A 17,694-nucleotide genomic window follows, 5' to 3' on the forward strand; every position below is an offset into this window, starting at 1 on the left:
GACGGCATGGCACCCTTAGACCTGCGTAAGGGTCACCACGGAAACCATGGAAACCACGGAAGCACCGAGGAGCGGACACAGTGCAACGCTGGCGTGGCTTGGAGGACATCCCCGAGGACTGGGGACGCAGCGTCGTCACCATCGGCTCCTACGACGGCGTCCACCGCGGGCACCAGCTGATCATCAGGCACGCCGTGGACCGCGCCCGCGAGCTGGGCGTCCCGGCCGTCGTCGTCACCTTCGACCCGCACCCCAGTGAGGTCGTGCGCCCCGGCAGCCACCCGCCGCTGCTCGCCCCGCACCACCGCCGGGCCGAGCTGATGGCGGACCTGGGCGTGGACGCGGTGCTGATCCTCCCCTTCACCAAGGAGTTCTCGAAGCTCTCCGCGGCCGACTTCGTGGTCAAGGTCCTGGTCGACCGGCTGCGCGCCAAGGCGGTCGTCGAGGGCCCCAACTTCCGCTTCGGCCACAAGGCCGCCGGGAACGTGGACTTCCTCATCGAGCAGGGCAAGGTCTACGACTTCGACGTCGAGGTCGTCGACCTGTACGTCACCGGCGACGCGGGCGGCGGCGAGCCGTTCTCCTCCACCCTGACCCGCCGCCTGGTGGCCGAGGGCGACGTGGCGGGCGCCGCGGAGATCCTGGGCCGCCCGCACCGCGTGGAGGGCGTCGTCGTGCGGGGCGCCCAGCGCGGCCGTGAGATGGGCTTCCCGACGGCCAACGTCGAGACCCTCCCGCACACCGCGATCCCGGCCGACGGCGTCTACGCCGGCTGGCTGCACGCCCAGGGCGAGGCGATGCCGGCCGCGATCTCCGTCGGCACCAACCCGCAGTTCGAGGGCACCGAGCGCACGGTCGAGGCGTATGCCATCGACCGCGTGGACCTCGAGCTGTACGGCCTGCACGTCGCCGTGGACTTCGTGGCCTTCGTACGCGGGCAGGCGAAGTTCGAGACGCTGGACGCGCTCCTCGAGCAGATGGCCGTGGACGTGGACAGGTGCCGAGAGCTCACCGCGACGGACGCCCCCAGGCCCTGAGGGCGTCCTTCCCCAGGCCCTGGGAGCGTCCTTCCCCCGGGGGCCTGAGGGCGTCCTTCCTCCGTCGGCGCCACCCTGCCCGTCGGCGTCAGCCCGCCCGTTCGGCTGCGGGCCGCTCCGCCCGGGCCCAGTGACAGGCGACCTGGGCCTCGTCGCCGCCGCGCAGGATCTCCAGCTCCTGGTTCCGGCAGGCGTCCGCGACTCCGGCCCGTCCGGCCTCGCCGCCCGCCAGCACCGGGCAGCGGAGGTGGAAGCGGCAGCCGCCGGGGATGTACGACGGGTCCGGCGGCTCGCCGGTGAGCACGACCGGGGTGCCCGGCGCCTCCGGCAGCACGGACAGCAGCGCCTGGGTGTAAGGGTGCCGCGGGGCCGTCAGTATCTGCTCCACCGCGCCCGTCTCGACGATCCGGCCGAGATACATCACCGCGACCCGGTCGGCGATGTTCCAGGCCAGACCGAGGTCGTGGGTCACCACCAGCGCGGACAGGCCCAGTTCGGTCCGCAGCCGCAGCAGCAGCGCGAGGATCTCGCCGCGCACCGACGCGTCGAGGGAGGCCACCGGCTCGTCGGCGACGAGGAGTTCCGGTTGCAGGACCAGCGCGCCCGCGATGACGACCCGCTGGCGCTGGCCGCCGGACAGCTCGTGCGGGTAGCGCAGGAAGAACCGCTCCGGCGGACGCAGCCCGGCCCGCGACAGCGCCTCGGCGACCGCCGTCCGCTCGTCCCTGGCGTGTCCGTGGATGCGCAGGCCCTCGGCGACGATGTCGTACACCGTGTGCCGCGGGTTCAGCGAGCCGCTCGGATCCTGCAGGACCAGCTGGGCCCGTCTGCGGTACGCCTTGAGCGCACGGGCGGAGTACCCGAGAGGGGCACCGTCGAAGGTGACGCGGCCCCCGGTGGGCCTCACCAGGCCCAGCAGCGAGCGGGCGAGGGTCGTCTTGCCGCAGCCCGACTCGCCGACCAGCGCGACTATCTCACCCCGCCGGATGTCGAGGTCGACCCCGTCCACGGCCCGCGCGGCAGCCGCCCCGCGTCGGCCGGGAAAGGTGACGTGCAGCCCCTGGACACTCAGCAACGGGGGTGCGGCGCCGGGTGCGCCGCCGGACATGGTGCTGCTCATGGCGCACTGCTCCTCACTCCGTCGTCCTCCGCCGACGCGACCCCGCCCGCGCCGCGTCCAACGCCGCTCCAGCGGCCGTCGGCCGACCCGCGTGCGCCGCCGGGGCTCCCGGCGGGTTCGGTGCCCTCGCCGGTGTCGCGGGTCCCGGCAGGCTTGCCGTCCTCGGTGGCCGCGTTCCCGGCAGGTGTCGCGGCCTCGTTGGGCGTTTCGCTTCCGGCAGGTGTCGCGTCCTCGTTGGGTCTCCCGCCGCCGGCAGGTACGACGCCCCCGTCGGGCGCCCCGCTCCCGGCAGTTGCGCCGTCGCCGCCCGGCGGCACCGTGCCGTTCGGCCCCACGTGCACGCAGGCTGCCCGGCGCCGTGTGCCCGCGTCCCGCAGCGGCTGGTCCTGGGTGGCACAGAGGTGCAGCGCCACCGGGCAGCGCGGATGGAACGCGCACCCGGACGGCACCGCCGCAGGGTCGGGCGGGTCGCCCGGCAGGCCGCGGGGCGCGAACCTCGAGGCCGGGTCCCCGATCGTGGGGAACGCCTCCGACAGCGCCCGGCCGTAGGGATGGCGGGCGTCGTCGTAGACCTGCTGGGCCGGGCCCTCCTCGACCACCCGGCCCGCGTACATCACCGCGAGCCGGTCGCAGGTGTCGGCCAGCACGGCCAGGTCGTGGCTGATCATGATCAGGCCGACGTCCTGCTCGCCCACCAGCCCCTCGATCAGCCGCAGGATCTGCGCCTGGATCATCACGTCGAGCGCAGTGGTCGGCTCGTCGGCGATGATCAGCCGCGGGTCACAGGCCAGCGCCATCGCGATCATCACCCGCTGCCGCTGGCCCCCGGACAGCTCGTGCGGGTAGGCACTCGCCCGCGCCGCCGGAAGACCGACCTGCTCCAGCAGCTCCCCGGCCCGCCTGCGCGCCCCGGCCGGCGTGGCCCGGCGGTGCAGCAGGATCGGCTCGGCGATCTGGTCGCCGATGCGGTGGACCGCGTTCAGGGAGTGCATCGCGCCCTGGAAGACGATCGACGCACCCGCCCAGCGGACCGCCCGCACCCGGCCCCACTTCATCGTGAGCACGTCCTCGCCGTCCAGCAGGATCTCCCCGCCGACCCGCGCACCCGGCGGCAGCAGCCGCAGCAGCGCCAGGGCCAGCGTGGACTTGCCGCAGCCGGACTCGCCCGCGATGCCGAGCTTCTCGCCCGCCGCCAGGGTCAGGTCGACCCCGCGCACGGCGGCCGCACCGCCGGGATACGTCACCTTCAGGTCCCGCACCTCGAGCAGACTCAACGGGACACCCCCAGCCTGGGATTGAGAACGGCCTCCACCGCACGCCCGCACAGCGTGAACGCCAGCGCCACCACCGCGATCCCGATGCCCGGCGGCACCAGGTACCACCAGTCGCCGGAACTCACCGACCCCGCCTCCCGCGCGTCCTGCAGCAGCCCGCCCCAGGACACGACCGCCGGGTCCCCGAGCCCGAGGAAGGCCAGCGTCGCCTCGGCCAGGATCGCGGAGGAGATGATCAGCGTGGTCTGCGCGAGGATCAGCGGCATGACGTTGGGCAGCACGTGCCGGGACATGATGTGCCAGTGTCCGCCCCCGAGCGCCTTCGCCCGCTCGATGTACGGCCGTGACTCCACCGCCAGCGTCTGCGCCCGCACCAGCCGGGCCGTGGTCGGCCAGGTGGTCACGCCGATCGCGAGCACGATCGTGCCCAGCGACCGGGACAGCACCGTCGCCAGCACGATCGCCAGCACCAGCGTCGGCATCACCAGGAACCAGTCCGTGATCCGCATCATCACCGTGGCGTACCAGCCGCGGAAGTGGCCGGCCGTGATCCCGATGAGCGCGCCGATCAGCACCGAAAGCACCGCCGCGAGCAGCCCGACCAGGAGCGAGACGCGCGAGCCCCAGATCAGCAGGCCCAGCAGGCTCCGCCCGAACTGGTCGGTGCCCAGCGGGAACCGGCCGCTCGGGCTCTCCAGCGGCTGCCCGGGCGCGTCGGTCACGCTGTCCACGTCCGACCCGACGGTCAGCGGCGCGGTCAGTGCCACGAGCACGAACAGCACCAGCGTGGCCAGCCCGAACACCCCCGCCCGGTGCTTGCGGTACTCCTTCCAGAAGCGCGCGACGGAGGCACGGCGCCGCCGACGGGCGAGCGCCCGCGGACCCGGCAGGCCGGACTTCGCCGGCGGCCCGGACGTGGATTCGGTGGTCTCGGTGGTGTCGGCGCTCATCGGCCCACCCTCGGATCGAGCATCGGATACAACAGGTCGGCCAGGGTGTTCATCAGGATCACCGCGGCGGCGAAGACGAAGAACAGCCCCTGCACCAGTGGCAGATCGGGCACGCTGAGCGCCTGGTAGAACAGCCCGCCGAGACCCGGCCAGGAGAAGACCGTCTCGACGAGGATGACCCCCGCCACGGTCCGCCCCAGATTGACGAAGACCAGCGTCACCGTCGGCAGCAGCGCGTTCGGCACGGCGTGCCGGCGCCGTACGAGATCGTCCCTGAGCCCCTTGGCCCGCGCGGTCGTCAGATAGTCGCTGCCCATCTCGTCCAGCAGCGCCGACCGGGTCACGAGCAGCGTCTGCCCGTACTCCACCGCGACCAGCGTCACCACCGGCAGTACGAGATGGTGCGCGACGTCGAGCACGTGCGCGAAGCCCTCCTCGCGGCCCGACTCCATCCCCCCGGTCGGGAACAGCCCCGGGATCGGGTCCACCCCCACCGACAGCACGATGATGAGCAGCAGCCCCAGCCAGAAGGACGGGATGGAGTAAAGAGTCAGCGCCAGCCCGGTGTTGAGCCGGTCGCCGAGCCCGCCGTGCCGCCACGCCGAGCGGGTGCCGAGGAAAGCGCCCAGCGCGGTGTAGAGCACGAAGGCCGTGCCGGTGAGCAGCAGAGTGTTCGGCAGCGCCTCGGTGATCTTGTCGACGACGGGCGCGTGGAACTGGTACGACGTCCCCAGGTCCCCGCTCAGCGCCTTGACGCAGTAGTCCGTGAACTGCTCCCACAGCGGCAGGTCGAGCCCGAACTCCTCCTTGTACACGGCGAGCTGCTCGGCCGAGACCGGGCGGCCACCGGTCATGAACTTCACCGGATCGCCGGGGATCAGCCGGAAGAGGAAGAAGCTCGTGACGAGCACGGCGAACAGCGAGACGACCGCGCCCGCCAGCTTCCCCGCCACGTACCGCGGATACGCGCTGCGGGTCGGCCCCCGCGGTGTCGCGGCCGCGGGAGCCCGCTTCTCGACGGCGGAGCCGGTAGCGCTACTCACGGTCGTCGGCCGACGCCCGCCGGCGGACGGCGAACAGCACCCCGAGACCCACGAGGACGACGACGCCCGCCGCGATCCCGATCACGGTCCCGGTCGACGACGAACCCCCGGAGGAGTCGCCGGAGTCGGCGGGCACCGCCGACCACCAGCTCCAGTAGCCGTCCTGCCCGTAGATGTTGCCCGCGGCGGACGGCATCGTGGTGATCGACTCGATCTGGTCCGTGCGGTAGGCCTCGACCGCGTTCGGGTACGCCATGACGTTCATGTACCCGGTGTCGTACAGCCGGGACTGCATCTGCTTGACGATCTCCGCCCGCTTGCCGGCGTCGTACTCGCCCAACTGCCGTGCGTACAGGTCGTCGTACTTCTTGTCGCAGATGAAGTTGTCGGTGGCCCCGGTGTCCTTCGGCGTCGCCGGGAGCGCCGCGCAGGTGTGGATGGAGAGCACGAAGTCCGGGTCGGGGTTGACGGACCAGCCGTCGAAGGCGAGGTCGTACTTGCCGGCCAGCCACGGGTCGGTCACGTTGTCCAGGCAGTTGAGGGTGACCGAGATGCCCAGCTCGCCCCACCACTCCTGGAGGTACTTGCCGACCGCCTTGTCGTTCGGGTCGGTGGCGTGGCACAGGATGCGGTAGTCGAGCGGCTTGCCGTCCTTGCCGAGGCGCTTGCCGTCGGAGTCCGTCCGGTAGCCCGCCTGGTCGAGCAACTGGGCCGCCTTCGCGGGATCGTAGGCCAGCTCCTGCTCGGCCGACGGCTCGAAGAAGTACGAGGAGAAGCGCGGCGGGATGTAGCCCGCGCCCTCGACCGCGTGGCCCTGGAACACCTTGTCGACGATCGCCTTGCGGTCCACCGCCATGAACAGCGCGTTGCGCACCCGCTGGTCCAGCAGTGAGGGGTCGCCGTCACCGAACTTCGTCCCGTCCTTCGCCCGCGCGCCCGGGTTGGTGGCCAGGGCGTAGAAGCGGCGGCCGGGGGCGTCGTTGACGCGGATGTTCTCCTCGCTCTTGAGCGAGTCGGCCTGGGCCGGAGTCAGCGACGGCGACCCGGCGACGAACGACACCTCGCCCTTGCGCAGGGCGGCGACGGCGGCGTCCTGGTCCTTGTAGTACCGGAAGACCAGCTCGTCGAACTTCGGTGCGCCGCGCCAGAAGTCCTTGTTGGCCTTCAGCCGCACATAGCTGTCCGGCTTGTAGTCGGTGAGCACGAACGGCCCGTTGCCGACGATCGGAAAGTCCTTGTCGTTGTTGAACTTGGAGAAGTCGTCGACCTTCTCCCACACGTGCTTGGGCACGATGGGCACGTCCAGCGCGGTCATCGTGGCCTGCGGCTTCTTCAGCCGGATCACCAGCTGGGTGGGGCTGGGCGCGGTGACCTCGGCGAAGTTGCCGACGAAGCTGCCGTTGGCGGTGGCGGCGCCCGGGTCGGTCATCATCGTGTTGAACGTCCACGCCGCGTCCTCGGCGGTGGCCTGCTCGCCGTCCGACCACTTGGAGTCGGAACGGATCGTGTACGTCCAGGTCAGCTTGTCCGGCGAGGACTTCCACTCGGTGGCGAGACCCGGTATGACGTGGTTGTCCTTGGCGTCGTAGTTGGTCAGGTACTCGTACGTCAGCCGGTGGATGCTCGTACTGAGCAGCCGTACCGCCAGGAAGGGACTGAGCGAGTCGACGCTCTGCGCCACGGCGACGGTGAGCACCTTGTCGCCGCCGTCGCCCCCGTCGCCCTCCTTCGCCGAGACCGAGGGGGCGACCGCCCCCGACGCGAGGAGCAGCGCACCGGCGCCGGCTGCCGCGAGGAGACGGGTTCGCCACGGCCGGTGGGCGGTACGTCCGCTGCCGTGCTGATCGTGTCTGTTCATGACTACCTGACCTCGCGTCATCGCACGCGCAGACGCCGGGCGTCCTCGCGTGAGGCGGGCTTGAACGGTGGTGAACGCGGAATGAAGTGTGTGTCTACCAGCGGCAGTCTGCGCGCGTCAACGGTATGTCAAACCCCATGTGGCCTGCGGAAACGACGAGTTGACCCATACGTGACCCTCATTGGCGCAGACCACTGGCGCTTGCCTGGTGAGAGCGTGGCGGCTGGGGCGGACGTTGCCGTTCGCACACGCCCGAAGGCCCGCGCCGTCGAGGACGGGGCGGGCCTTCGGAGGTGGTGGGGCTACTGCTGGGGCGGGGGCGGAGGGGGCGTCTGCCCCTGCTGCGGCTGTTGCGGCGGCTGCCCCGGCTGTCCCGGTTGCGGATATCCGTAACCGGGCTGGGCGTAGGGCTGGCCGTAACCGGGCTGGGGATACGGCTGCTGCTGTCCGGGCCCGGGCTGCGGCGGGTACGGCTGGCCCGGCTGCGGCTGCCCGGGCATCGGCTGCCCCGGCTGGCCCTGCTGCGGCGGCATGGGCTGTCCGGGCATGGGCTGTCCGGGCATCTGCTGGCCCGGCATGGGCGGGGCGGCGACCGGCGGCGGATTGCCGTCGGACGTCCACAGGCCGTGCGACTGCTGGTGGCGGACGAAGTCCTCGGCGACCATCGCCGCGAGGTTGAAGTACGCCTCCCGCACCTTCGGCCGCATCATGTCGAGGTCGACCTCGGCACCGGCGGACAGGTGCTCGTCGAACGGGACCACGACGACACCCCGGCAGCGGGTCTGGAAGTGCCCCACGATGTCGTCGACCTTGATCATCTTGCCGGTCTCGCGAACCCCGGAGATGACCGTGATCGACCGCGAGACGAGGTCGGCGTACCCGTGTGCCGACAGCCAGTCCAGGGTCGTACTGGCGCTGCTCGCACCGTCCACGGACGGCGTCGAGATGATGATGAGCTGGTCGGCGAGGTCGAGCACGCCGCGCATGGCGCTGTAGAGGAGACCGGTGCCCGAGTCGGTGAGGATGATCGGGTACTGCTGACCCAGCACGTCGATCGCGCGCCGGTAGTCCTCGTCGTTGAAGGTCGTGGACACGGCCGGGTCGACGTCGTTGGCGATGATCTCCAGACCGGACGAGGCCTGCGAGGTGAACCGCCTGATGTCCATGTACGAGTTGAGATACGGGATCGCCTGGACGAGGTCCCGGATGGTGGCCCCGGTCTCCCGGCGCACCCGTCGGCCGAGCGTGCCGGCGTCCGGGTTGGCGTCGATGGCCAGGATCTTGTCCTGCCGCTCGGTGGCGAGCGTGGAGCCGAGCGCGGTGGTGGTCGTCGTCTTGCCGACGCCGCCCTTGAGGCTGATGACGGCGATGCGGTAGCAGGACAGCACCGGGGTGCGGATCAGGTCCAGCTTGCGCTGCCGCTCGGCCTCCTCCTTCTTCCCGCCCAGCTTGAACCGCGAACCGCCGGCCGCCGGACGGCTGCTCTTCGCCTTCTGCCGCTTGTTGTTCACCAGCCGGTCGGACGACAGCTCCACGGCCGCCGTGTAACCGAGCGGCGCCGCCCCCGGGTTGGTGGCCTGCCGCTGGTCGTGCTGCATCGGCTGCGGCCAGGCGGCCCCGAGACGGGGATCGGCGGGCTGCTGGTACGGCTGCGGCTGCGGCTGCTGCGGCTGCTGTGGCTGGGGTTGCTGTGCCTGCGGCTGGTACTCCGGCTGCTGCGCAGGGGGCGCCTGGGGTGTGTGGGGCGCTGCCTGCGGTGCGTTGGGGGCCTGACCCGGCTGACCGGGCTGGCCGGGCTGAACCGGCTGGGCGGGTGGGGCCTGACCACCGCCCTGAGCCTGCGGCGCCTGCTGCGGCACACCGGGATACGGCTGCTGCTGCGGCGACGGCCCGTGCGGGGTCTGCGGGAAGCCGTATCCGCCGGGCGGCTGGGCGGGGGAGTGGGGCTGCGGCTGCGGCTGGGGGGCCTGCGCACCGGGCTGCGGGAAGCCGTAACCCGGCTGGGGCGCGGGCGGCGGCTCCCACCCGGCGGGCGCCGGCTGCGGAGCCTGCGGCTGGAAGGGAGGCTGCTGCGCCGGTACGCCCGGCTGCTCGGGAGGGGCGGGCGCGGGCTGGGGCTGTGTCTGGGGCTGTGCGGGCCACTGGTGGGCCGCCGCGGGCGCGACCGGCGGGTACGAGGGAGGCAGCGGAGGCATCCCCTCGGGCGCGGGGGGCGTCGCGTCCTGCGGCACGCTGTCGGCCGGCGGCGCGGTGTCGTTGGGCACCGCGTCCGCCGGCACGGCGTCCCAGGGCTCGTCCTCCGCCGGGACGCTGTCCTCGGGCTCGGACTCGGGCTCGGGCTCGGCGACGGCCGCCAGGACGACCGGCTCCGGCTCCGGCTCCGGCTCCGGCTCGGCGTCGGGGACCGACCCACCGAGGCGGGGGTCGGCCACGTCGCCGTGCCCGTCACCGGGCACCGCGTCGGGAGCCTCGTCGGAGACCGACTCGGAGACCGACTCGAAGTCGGACTCCGTGTCGACGTCAGTTTCGGCGTCGGCATCGGCATCGGCATCAGTGAAGCCCGTGCTTACGAAGGGCTCGTCCGGAGTGTCACGGACCTCGTCGGCACCGGCCGCCGGGCCCTCCCCGGTGGTGTCCTGCGAGACGGCCCGCTCGGCGAGCTCACGCTTGAGGGCGACCGAGGAGAAGCGCATGGTCGCGCCGCTTTCCAGGTCGCCGTTGTCGAGGTCGCCGGTGTCGGGCTCGCGGTCGGTTTCAGGTTCGGGCTCGGCCGCTGCCGCGGGCTCCTCGGCGGGCGGGGGCGGCGCGGGAGCCTGGAGCTGGAACCCTCCGGCCGGGAACGACGGCAGGGCCGCGGGAGACGCGAGATCCGCGGCAGGCGCCGGTTCGGCGACGGCCTCCGGTTCCGGCGTCCGAACCTCCGGCTCGGGCTCGGGCTCCGGCGGCGCGGACTGCTGCGACGGTGTCGGCTGCGGCTCGAACCCGCTCCCCACCGGCAACTTGGGTACTCCGGCCGGTCCCCCGCTCGGCGGCGCGGGCGGCGTGAACGGCGCACCCGGCCCCGGCGGCGGAGGCGGCGTGAACGCGGCACCCGGAGCCGGCGCCGGAGGCGTGAAGGGCGCGCCCGGGGCAGGCGCCGGCACGGAGGAAGGCCCATGCGGCGTCGCGTGCGGCGGCGGAGTCAGCCCCGGCAACGGCGGAACCGGACCACGCGGCGCGGGCGGAGCCGTCGGAGCGGAAGGCGGGGGAGGACCGGCCGAACCGGCAGGCGGATCGGCCCCCTCGCCCTCCCCCTGCCCGCCGTCGCCGGACGCGTTCTGCGTGTACCAGGCGGGCGGCGCGTAGTCGATGGTGAACTCGCCGGTGGTCTCGACGGAGGACTCCGCATCGGGTTGGTCATCGCCGGGTGTAGCCCAGCCCCCGCGGATCCCGTCCCGATCGCTGCTCACAGTTCCTCCTGATGTGGTCGAGCACCCTCAAGCCGTGCTGGGGCGACCCTTGCTTGTCCTTCGAAATTGTCCGAGGTCGTCCGATCCACCGGTTCTCCCCCTGAGACGCCGACCCCCGCTCACGGGTTCTGGTGTCGCGCCCGACACCAGCCTAATCACGAGTGACCCACCCCCGTCAGGCCCCCGTACCCCTGCCCACCTCGGTGCCCAACGTCACAACTGACCCAAAAAACATGCGCTTTCACGCTATACCGGACACAATCGGGTGATCCGGCCCACCCGGTTCAGTCAGTCCATCCGCCGGGGCGTACCCAGGAGGCCGGCCTCCACATCGGTCGGCTGTGTCATCACGTACTGCCGGTCCCGTTCCGTACACCACAGGGTGACCCCGTCGGCGAGGGTCGGAAGTGCCTCGTACTCGGAGCGGGGCAGGCCGGTCACCCGGCCGATCTCCACCGCCTCGTCCGGTGATACGCGCTGCACGCCCACCAGGCGCGCCTGACGCATCAACCGAGGCGCGAGCGGACTCAGATACGGCAGCAGCGTCAGCACGGACTGCCAGGGCGCGGAAACCACCCGGCCGCGAGGCGGACGCATGCCGCAGTCCCGGATGACCAGGACCGGTGCCGCCGCCGAGGCTCCCTGCGGAGGGACCCGGCCCACCTCGTGCACGGTCATGCCGGACTGACCGCCACCGACCGCCTGCACCACCTGCGCCCAGTGAGCCGGGCGACCCGTCTCCACGGCCACCCGGGCGCCCGTCGCCGCAACGCGCAGCGCCAGGACCTGCGTGGTCCACAGTCCGCCGATCAGCAGGACGTCGAAGGGCGTCGGGCGGTTCACCCCCAGCACGGCGGGCTGCCCCTCGCCATTGACACCCACCACGACACCGTCGTCCCCGACGGGCAGGCCGAGCGCGTCAACCTGGGCCATGGAGAGCGTGTGCCGCGGATGACGGGGGCCCAGGAGACCGAAGCCGGTGCGCAGACGCGCCCGCGGGCCGGTGACCGGCCGCCCGGAAGCGGCGGCCCCGGGCGTCGGAGCGGTGGACGGCGTAAAGGCCATCAGCGGGCACCTCCGAGGGGCAGGGTGGCGAGCACGCCGGGCAGTTGTTCGCGGTCCAGACGCACGAGACCGGTCCGCGCCTGGCGTGCGACGTTCTCCAGGCCCCGGCGTGCGTCGGCCAGCTCCGTGCTGCTGCGACCGGTGACCCGCACGTGCCCGGTGACCGCCACGTCCTGGTGACCGCTCGGCGCCAGGGTGAGGCTGAACGTGGTCGCCAGCGCGGGCACCGCCGTCAGCTGGGCCACCAACTGGGGCAACCCGACACCCTGACCGCCCAACTGGGGCCAACGGCGTACCCAGTACGTGGTGTGCCGCCGGTTGTCGCAACGCCAGCTGCGGCTGGACTCCTCGGTGCGCCGCCGGGGTGCGTCACCCTGGCCCGACTGGACGGTCACCATCGGGTTGGCGCACATCGAGGTGGCGAGGGCGGACGACACCTCCTCCTCGGTCAGCAGGTTCACCCGGAAGCCGGCTCCCGTCAGCCGGCTGGACAGATGCTCGGCCGAGCGCACCAGGCACTTCTGCGCCCCCGGCAGCCCGCCGCCGCGCGCGGCCACCGCGTCGGGGCACAGTTCGGGATCGAGCTTCAACGCGATCCACATGATGCGGACGGCAGGGGCGGCGATCTCGGACTGCAGCTGCGCGTAGTTGGCCACCACGACCGACTGACGCGGCAGATGGGGCGCGGGCGCGGTCTGTGTGTGCAGGACGATCTGCCCCGACGCCAGACGAATGCCGTCCACGTCGAGCGCGTCCCGGACCAGGGCCAGCGGGACCGGTCTGCGGCCGCGCTCGGCGCGCAGCGCCCCCGCGTCGGCCTCCACCTGAAGCACGGCGGTGAGGAACCCCCCGTCGCCCACCATCCCCACCGGCCGGCGGTCGTGTTCGTCCCGGTGGACGAAGCTGTACGTGCGCAGGCTCGGCTCGCACTCCACCGCCGGGGCCAGACCGGCGTCGATGCCCTGCGGCACCGGCACCTGCGGTGCGCCCCGGCGGCGGGCCCGCAGCGCGAGATGGCTGGCCAGCCACTCAGGCAGCCAGCGCCGACGCCGACGTACTACAGCCAGGAGCACCAGCACCGCGGCAACGGCGACCGACGGCACCGTCGCCACCGGCCCGAGGAGCCAGCCGCACACCGCCAACGCGGCGGCCAACTCCAGCAGCACCAGCCGCTGCAGGGTGGAGGAGCCACCACGTGCCGGACGGGCTTGCAGGTGCGGGGTGACAGAGGACCGGACTGCCGACGCCGTGCGTCCGTTGTCCGGCGGCGCGTCGGTACGACGGGGCGCCGAATGCGTGCGTGACCGGGTCCGCGACGCGGAAGCCATCACTCCAAATCCCCCGAACTCTCACCGAAGACATTGTGCTCAGCACACGGCAGGCTCCGGAAGCCTACCGGTGCCCCGTGCACCGTCCGGCAACAGGCATAGTAGGGGCCGGGTCTGACTCGTACGGGGAGAGAACGAAGACACATGGCATCACGGCGCGATGAACTGAACGCCCACACCTTCGCGAAGCGCCGCACACTCGCGTCTTTCCTGCAGCCTTCGCCGTCCGGTTCGGAGGAAGGCGCCCCCAGGCCGCTGCGCGCGATCGTCCCCGGTGCGGTCGTCGGCATCGTGGTGCTCGCCGTGTTCGGTGCGATCGGTCTGTTCAGCCCGACCGCACCGAAGGGGTGGGACGAGGCCGGCGGGCACGTGATCGTGGCCAGCGACTCCACGACGCGGTACGTCGTCCTGAAGACCGACGGGAAGAAGCAGCTGCATCCGGTCCTCAACATGGCCTCCGCCAAGCTCCTCCTCGACCCCGACAAGGACAGCGTCATCACGGTGGACGAGGGCGTCCTCGACAGCGGCGCCCCACCGCACGGCGCCACCATCGGCATTCCCTACGCCCCCGACCGCCTGCCCGGTCCCGACGACGCCGAGCAGGCCAAGCGCTGGGCCGTCTGCGAACGGCCCGGCCCGGGCGGCCGGGCCATCCAGAAGGCGGCGTTCGTCTTCGCGGAGAAGGACTGGTCCAGGACGGAGGGCAAGAACAGACTCTCCGGTGGCGACCTGATGTACGTCGTCGGACCGGACGGCACATCCCAGTACGTCGTCGACTCGCACGGCTCCGCCTACGCGCTGGCCGATCCGGCCGACAAGGAACTCCTGAAAGCCCTGGACACCCAGGGCCGGGCCCCGCAGCGCGTCTCCCAGGATTGGCTGGACACGCTCCACAAGGGCGACCCGATCGAGATCCCGGAGATCAAGGGCACGCCCGGCGCGGACGCCGGCGCCTCAGACATGCTCGGGCAGTACGACAAGGTGGGCATGGTCATCAAGGCGTACGACGGGCGGCGCATGCAGTACTACGTCGTGCAGAGCGGCGCCGTGGCCCGCGTCTCGGAGTTCACGGCCACGTTGCTGCTCAACAGCGGCGCCCTCGTCGAAGTCGGACAGGCCGGCGAGGCGCGGCAGGTCAGCCCCGGCGCGGTCGTCGACAGCGTCGAGTTCGCGGATCAACGGAACTGGCCGTCGTACCGCCCGAAGACGGTCAACGACGGCACCTCGGCGACCTCCGGCCGCAACACCGTCTGCAGCGTCCTGCGCTCGGTTGACGCGAAGAACGGTGACACCACCCTGTCCACCTGGGCGAGCACCGGCTTCCCCGCCCAACTGCCCACCGGCTCCTCCAGCGCGTACGTGACTCCGGGCTCCGGACAGCTCTACCGTCAGTTCCAGGGCAGCGAGACGAAGGCGGGCGGGGTCTTCCTCGTCACCGACACCGGACTGCGCTACGCCCTGCAGTCCAACAGCGACAGTGCCACCGACGACAAGGGCATCGGTACGTCCGACAAGAAGCGTGAGCAGGAACTGAGCGAGTCCCGCATCGCCCAGACGAGGCTCGGCTACGAGAACGTGGAACCATCACCCGTTCCGGCGAAGTGGTCGACGTTCCTGCCCACCGGCCCACGCCTGTCCGAGGCAGCCGCACGCCAGCCGCAGGGCTCGTGACACCCGTGTCTGCCCGGAAGACCGAAACCATGCAGAAGCAGAAGCCCGCGTGCGGTGTTGGCCGGGTCCGCACGCTGACGACGGCTGTGCTCACCGCTACCTTGCTGGCCGCACCGACCGTACTCACGTTCCTCCCCGCCGCCCCCGCGGCGCGAGCGGCCGACGGCGGGCAGTGCACCTTCCCCTCCGAGAACTACGAGGGCAGGCCATGGGCCCTCCAACGCGTCAACCTGGACGAGCTGTGGGCCCAAACGAAGGGCAAGGGCGTCCAGGTCGCCGTGATCGACACGGGCGTCGACGTGAAACATCCCCAACTCACCGACGCAGTCGACGCGTCCAAGGGCAGGAACTACCTCCCCGAGAAGAACGACAAGGGCGAGAAGATCGACCGGGGCAACGCCCACGGCACCACCGACACCGTCGGCCACGGCACCCGCGTGGCCGGCATCATCGCGGCCCGCCCCGCCAAGGGCACCGGGTTCGTCGGCCTGGCCCCAGCGGCCACGATCATCCCCATCAAGCAGAACGACGCGGAGGGCAACGGCACGGCCGACACCCTCGCGACGTCGATCCGGCACGCCGTGGACGCGGGCGCCGACGTCATCAACATCTCCCAGGACACGGCCAAGGCGGTCAAACCCGCCTCGACCCTGGAGTCGGCCGTCGACTACGCCCTGGACAAGGAGGTCGTGATCGTCGCATCGGCGGGCAACGACGGCCTGGGCGGCAAGGACAAGACGACATACCCGGCCTCCTACGAAGGCGTCCTCGCCGTCGCCTCCTCCGACCGCAACAACGAACGCGCGTCCTTCTCCCAGGCCGGCGAGTTCGTGGGCGTGGCGGCCCCCGGCGTCGACATGATCTCCACCGTCCCCGGGGGCGGCCACTGCTCCGACAACGGCACCAGCTTCTCCGCGCCCTACGTGGCCGCGGTGGCGGCGTTGTTGAAGTCGGCGTACCCCAAATGGACGGCCGAGCAGATCGTCGCCCAGATCGAGCAGACGGCCGAACGCTCCATCCCCGGTCACGACCGCCTCGTCGGCTGGGGCGTGATCGACCCGGTCAAGGCCCTGACGGACGTGGACCCGGCCCACCCGGTGGAATCCCCCGCAGCCGAAAAGCCGGACGTCCAAGCCAAGGCCCCCGAGGTCCCTCCCCTCCACCTCGGCGAAACCGCCGCCGAACGCAACACCCGCCTGGGCACCTACGTGGCCGTCGGCGCCCTGGTCCTGGCAGCGGGCCTCGGCGGGACAGCGGTGGCGGTACGGGACTCACGGCGGCGAAATGGCTGACGGCGCTGACAGAGGTACGAGGCAGGGCTCGGGCAAAGCCGTCAGGCGCTGAGCCGAGCGTGACAGCGCAGGGCGGCCAGACACGTTCCTGGGTCCACGCCGTGAGGCGTCGCCGGTGGCTACGCGGGCTCCGGCACAGGATTCGCGGGGAGCCCGCCGTTGTCCGTACAGCCCAGTTCCTTGGCCATGGCCAGCGAGAAGGAGTGGGCCACGGTCGCGTAGGCGTCCTTCAACGCCTCCACGTTGCCCTCGGGCTCCGTCGGCATGCCCCAGCGCTCCACGCCGACTTCAAGGTGGCCCACTTCTGACGTGCCGGCCACCTTGTCGCTCTTGCACCCGAACTGGACGTATGCCTTGTCCGCTGCCGCAAGGGTCTGCTCCCCCATCTTCAGCATGGTGAACTTGGAGGCGGGAGAGCCTGTCGCGTCGGGGTCCACATGCCTCCAGGTGACCCTGAGGTCGAAATCCGGCGTGCCGAGGGGCGTGTAGATACGGCAGACGTCGCCACGCCGACTGCCCGGCGCGTTGTACATGGTGGCGAGGACCGTCGCCGCCTGCTCGACGCTGTACTCCTCCCCCGAGGCTTCGAACCGTGAAGACCCCGTGATCATCTTCAGTGCTTTGGCCGCGTCGGGGGAGACGGCGTTACCACCGCAGAGTTGCGTCCCCGCAACGACCTTGTAGTCGTCCGGAACGCCGCCCTTGTCCTTCTCCCCACCACAACCCGTGGCTCCGAGAACCAACGAGCCGGCCACGGCTGCAGAGAGGAGTCCCCCGCGTACCGGCCTACGATTGACCACGGACCACATCTTCATGTCTCCTCGGCCGTTCCCCGGCCTCAGCCGGTGTCCGGGTCGTTGCCCTGTTGGTTCTCCCGGTCGTTCCCGACCTCGCGGCAGGTGCGGTGGGGTGAGGAAAGTGGCGATGCATGCGATCCAGGTGGTTGTGGGCCCTCGCTGTGTAAACGCGGTGAGCTGTCACGCACTCAGTTCGGAGGGTGCGTTGCATTTCCCCTTGTCTTGTGCGTACTCGGCGGCGCCCCTCGCCAACTCGATCAACGATTTACGCCTGTCTGTGGCGCTTGCATTTTTTGCATTCTTGAGATGCACCACAACACTAATGTTGTATTGGCCGCCAGGGATATTGCCAGGTGATACGCACGGCATGAAGATGGCGGCTACCGATGGTGAGGCGGCACTCTTCACTTCTCCCAAGAAGGGCGACAGATGCTGCTGGCCCGCCGATTCAGCCACCTCGCTCTCCACCCAGTCCTTCAATGGTTCGTCGCGCATCATCTCGGCTGTGACGGACATGAGCTGATTGCCGTCCCCGGAGACGAAGCAGTCGGAGCGGTAGCTGTCATCACCGTCCGTACGAAGCTGGACCTCGTCGTCGAACGCGTAAGAAGAGGCTTCTGGCAGCACGGAGGTGAGCGCTGTTTTGGCTTTGGACACCGACCCGAGTGACTGACACACCGCGCTCGCGTTGATTTCTCCATGTTCCTCGGAGAACGGAGGGATCTTGAACAGATAGGCGGCGCAGCCCAGAGCTGCGAGCGCGATGGCAGCAACCGCGGTTACATATCCATTCCGTGCGAGCTTCACGAT

Annotated in this window: 13 protein-coding genes; 3 read left to right on the top strand and 10 right to left on the bottom strand. The window is 71.2% G+C overall.

Annotated features, from left to right (window positions below; all coding sequences use genetic code 11):
* Positions 1-80: 80 nt before the first annotated feature.
* Complete coding sequence (locus C4J65_RS25470) at positions 81-1,037, top strand: bifunctional riboflavin kinase/FAD synthetase (protein WP_115744480.1); 957 nt, start codon at positions 81-83, stop codon at positions 1,035-1,037.
* 88 nt (positions 1,038-1,125) lie between these two features.
* Here C4J65_RS25470 and C4J65_RS25475 read toward each other — a convergent pair whose 3' ends face one another.
* From C4J65_RS25475 to eccE, 8 genes are all read right to left on the bottom strand, one after another.
* Complete coding sequence (locus tag C4J65_RS25475; RefSeq protein ID WP_240330504.1) at positions 1,126-2,157, bottom strand: ABC transporter ATP-binding protein; 1,032 nt, start codon at positions 2,155-2,157, stop codon at positions 1,126-1,128.
* Positions 2,154-3,431: an ABC transporter ATP-binding protein gene (locus C4J65_RS25480; RefSeq protein WP_115744481.1), complete on the bottom strand. Its 1,278-nt coding sequence runs from the start codon at positions 3,429-3,431 to the stop codon at positions 2,154-2,156. The genes C4J65_RS25475 and C4J65_RS25480 overlap by 4 nt, the downstream gene beginning before the upstream one ends.
* Positions 3,428-4,381 carry an ABC transporter permease gene (locus tag C4J65_RS25485; RefSeq protein ID WP_115744482.1) on the bottom strand — a complete coding sequence of 318 codons (954 nt, stop codon included), beginning with the start codon at positions 4,379-4,381 and terminating at the stop codon, positions 3,428-3,430. The genes C4J65_RS25480 and C4J65_RS25485 overlap by 4 nt, the downstream gene beginning before the upstream one ends.
* Positions 4,378-5,424: an ABC transporter permease gene (locus C4J65_RS25490; protein ID WP_115744483.1), complete on the bottom strand. Its 1,047-nt coding sequence runs from the start codon at positions 5,422-5,424 to the stop codon at positions 4,378-4,380. Before C4J65_RS25490 ends, C4J65_RS25485 begins: the two co-directional genes overlap by 4 nt.
* Entirely contained in the window at positions 5,417-7,282 is a 1,866-nt protein-coding gene (locus tag C4J65_RS25495) for an ABC transporter substrate-binding protein (protein ID WP_115744484.1), read from the bottom strand. Before C4J65_RS25495 ends, C4J65_RS25490 begins: the two co-directional genes overlap by 8 nt.
* Before the next feature lie 302 nt (positions 7,283-7,584).
* Positions 7,585-10,731 (bottom strand): SCO5717 family growth-regulating ATPase, encoded by a 3,147-nt coding sequence (locus C4J65_RS25500; RefSeq protein WP_115744485.1) that lies wholly within the window; start codon positions 10,729-10,731, stop codon positions 7,585-7,587.
* 288 nt (positions 10,732-11,019) lie between these two features.
* On the bottom strand, positions 11,020-11,796 hold the full coding sequence (locus C4J65_RS25505; RefSeq protein WP_115744486.1) for a hypothetical protein: 777 nt from the start codon (positions 11,794-11,796) through the stop codon (positions 11,020-11,022).
* Positions 11,796-13,124: a type VII secretion protein EccE gene (gene eccE, locus C4J65_RS25510; protein WP_240330505.1), complete on the bottom strand. Its 1,329-nt coding sequence runs from the start codon at positions 13,122-13,124 to the stop codon at positions 11,796-11,798. The genes C4J65_RS25505 and eccE overlap by 1 nt, the downstream gene beginning before the upstream one ends.
* 144 nt (positions 13,125-13,268) lie before the next feature.
* On the opposite strand from eccE, the gene eccB reads away from it, so the two are divergent.
* Both eccB and mycP read left to right on the top strand, forming a co-directional pair.
* Entirely contained in the window at positions 13,269-14,795 is a 1,527-nt protein-coding gene (gene eccB / locus C4J65_RS25515) for a type VII secretion protein EccB (RefSeq protein ID WP_115744488.1), read from the top strand.
* 29 nt (positions 14,796-14,824) lie between these two features.
* A complete protein-coding gene (gene mycP / locus C4J65_RS25520; protein ID WP_115744489.1) occupies positions 14,825-16,087 on the top strand; it encodes a type VII secretion-associated serine protease mycosin in 1,263 nt (420 codons plus the stop codon).
* Positions 16,088-16,206: 119 nt separating this feature from the next.
* Here the strand turns inward: mycP and C4J65_RS25525 are convergent, their stop codons facing one another.
* Together C4J65_RS25525 and C4J65_RS36160 are read right to left on the bottom strand one after the other, a co-directional pair.
* The gene (locus C4J65_RS25525; protein ID WP_115746625.1) at positions 16,207-16,896 is read right to left on the bottom strand and encodes a hypothetical protein; all 690 of its coding nucleotides are present in this window, start codon (positions 16,894-16,896) and stop codon (positions 16,207-16,209) included.
* A gap of 168 nt (positions 16,897-17,064) precedes the next feature.
* The gene (locus C4J65_RS36160; protein ID WP_162833352.1) at positions 17,065-17,691 is read right to left on the bottom strand and encodes a hypothetical protein; all 627 of its coding nucleotides are present in this window, start codon (positions 17,689-17,691) and stop codon (positions 17,065-17,067) included.
* Between the last annotated feature and the right edge of the window lie 3 nt (positions 17,692-17,694).

Origin of the sequence: Streptomyces sp. CB09001 (genome assembly GCF_003369795.1) — a bacterium.
GTDB lineage: Bacteria > Actinomycetota > Actinomycetes > Streptomycetales > Streptomycetaceae > Streptomyces.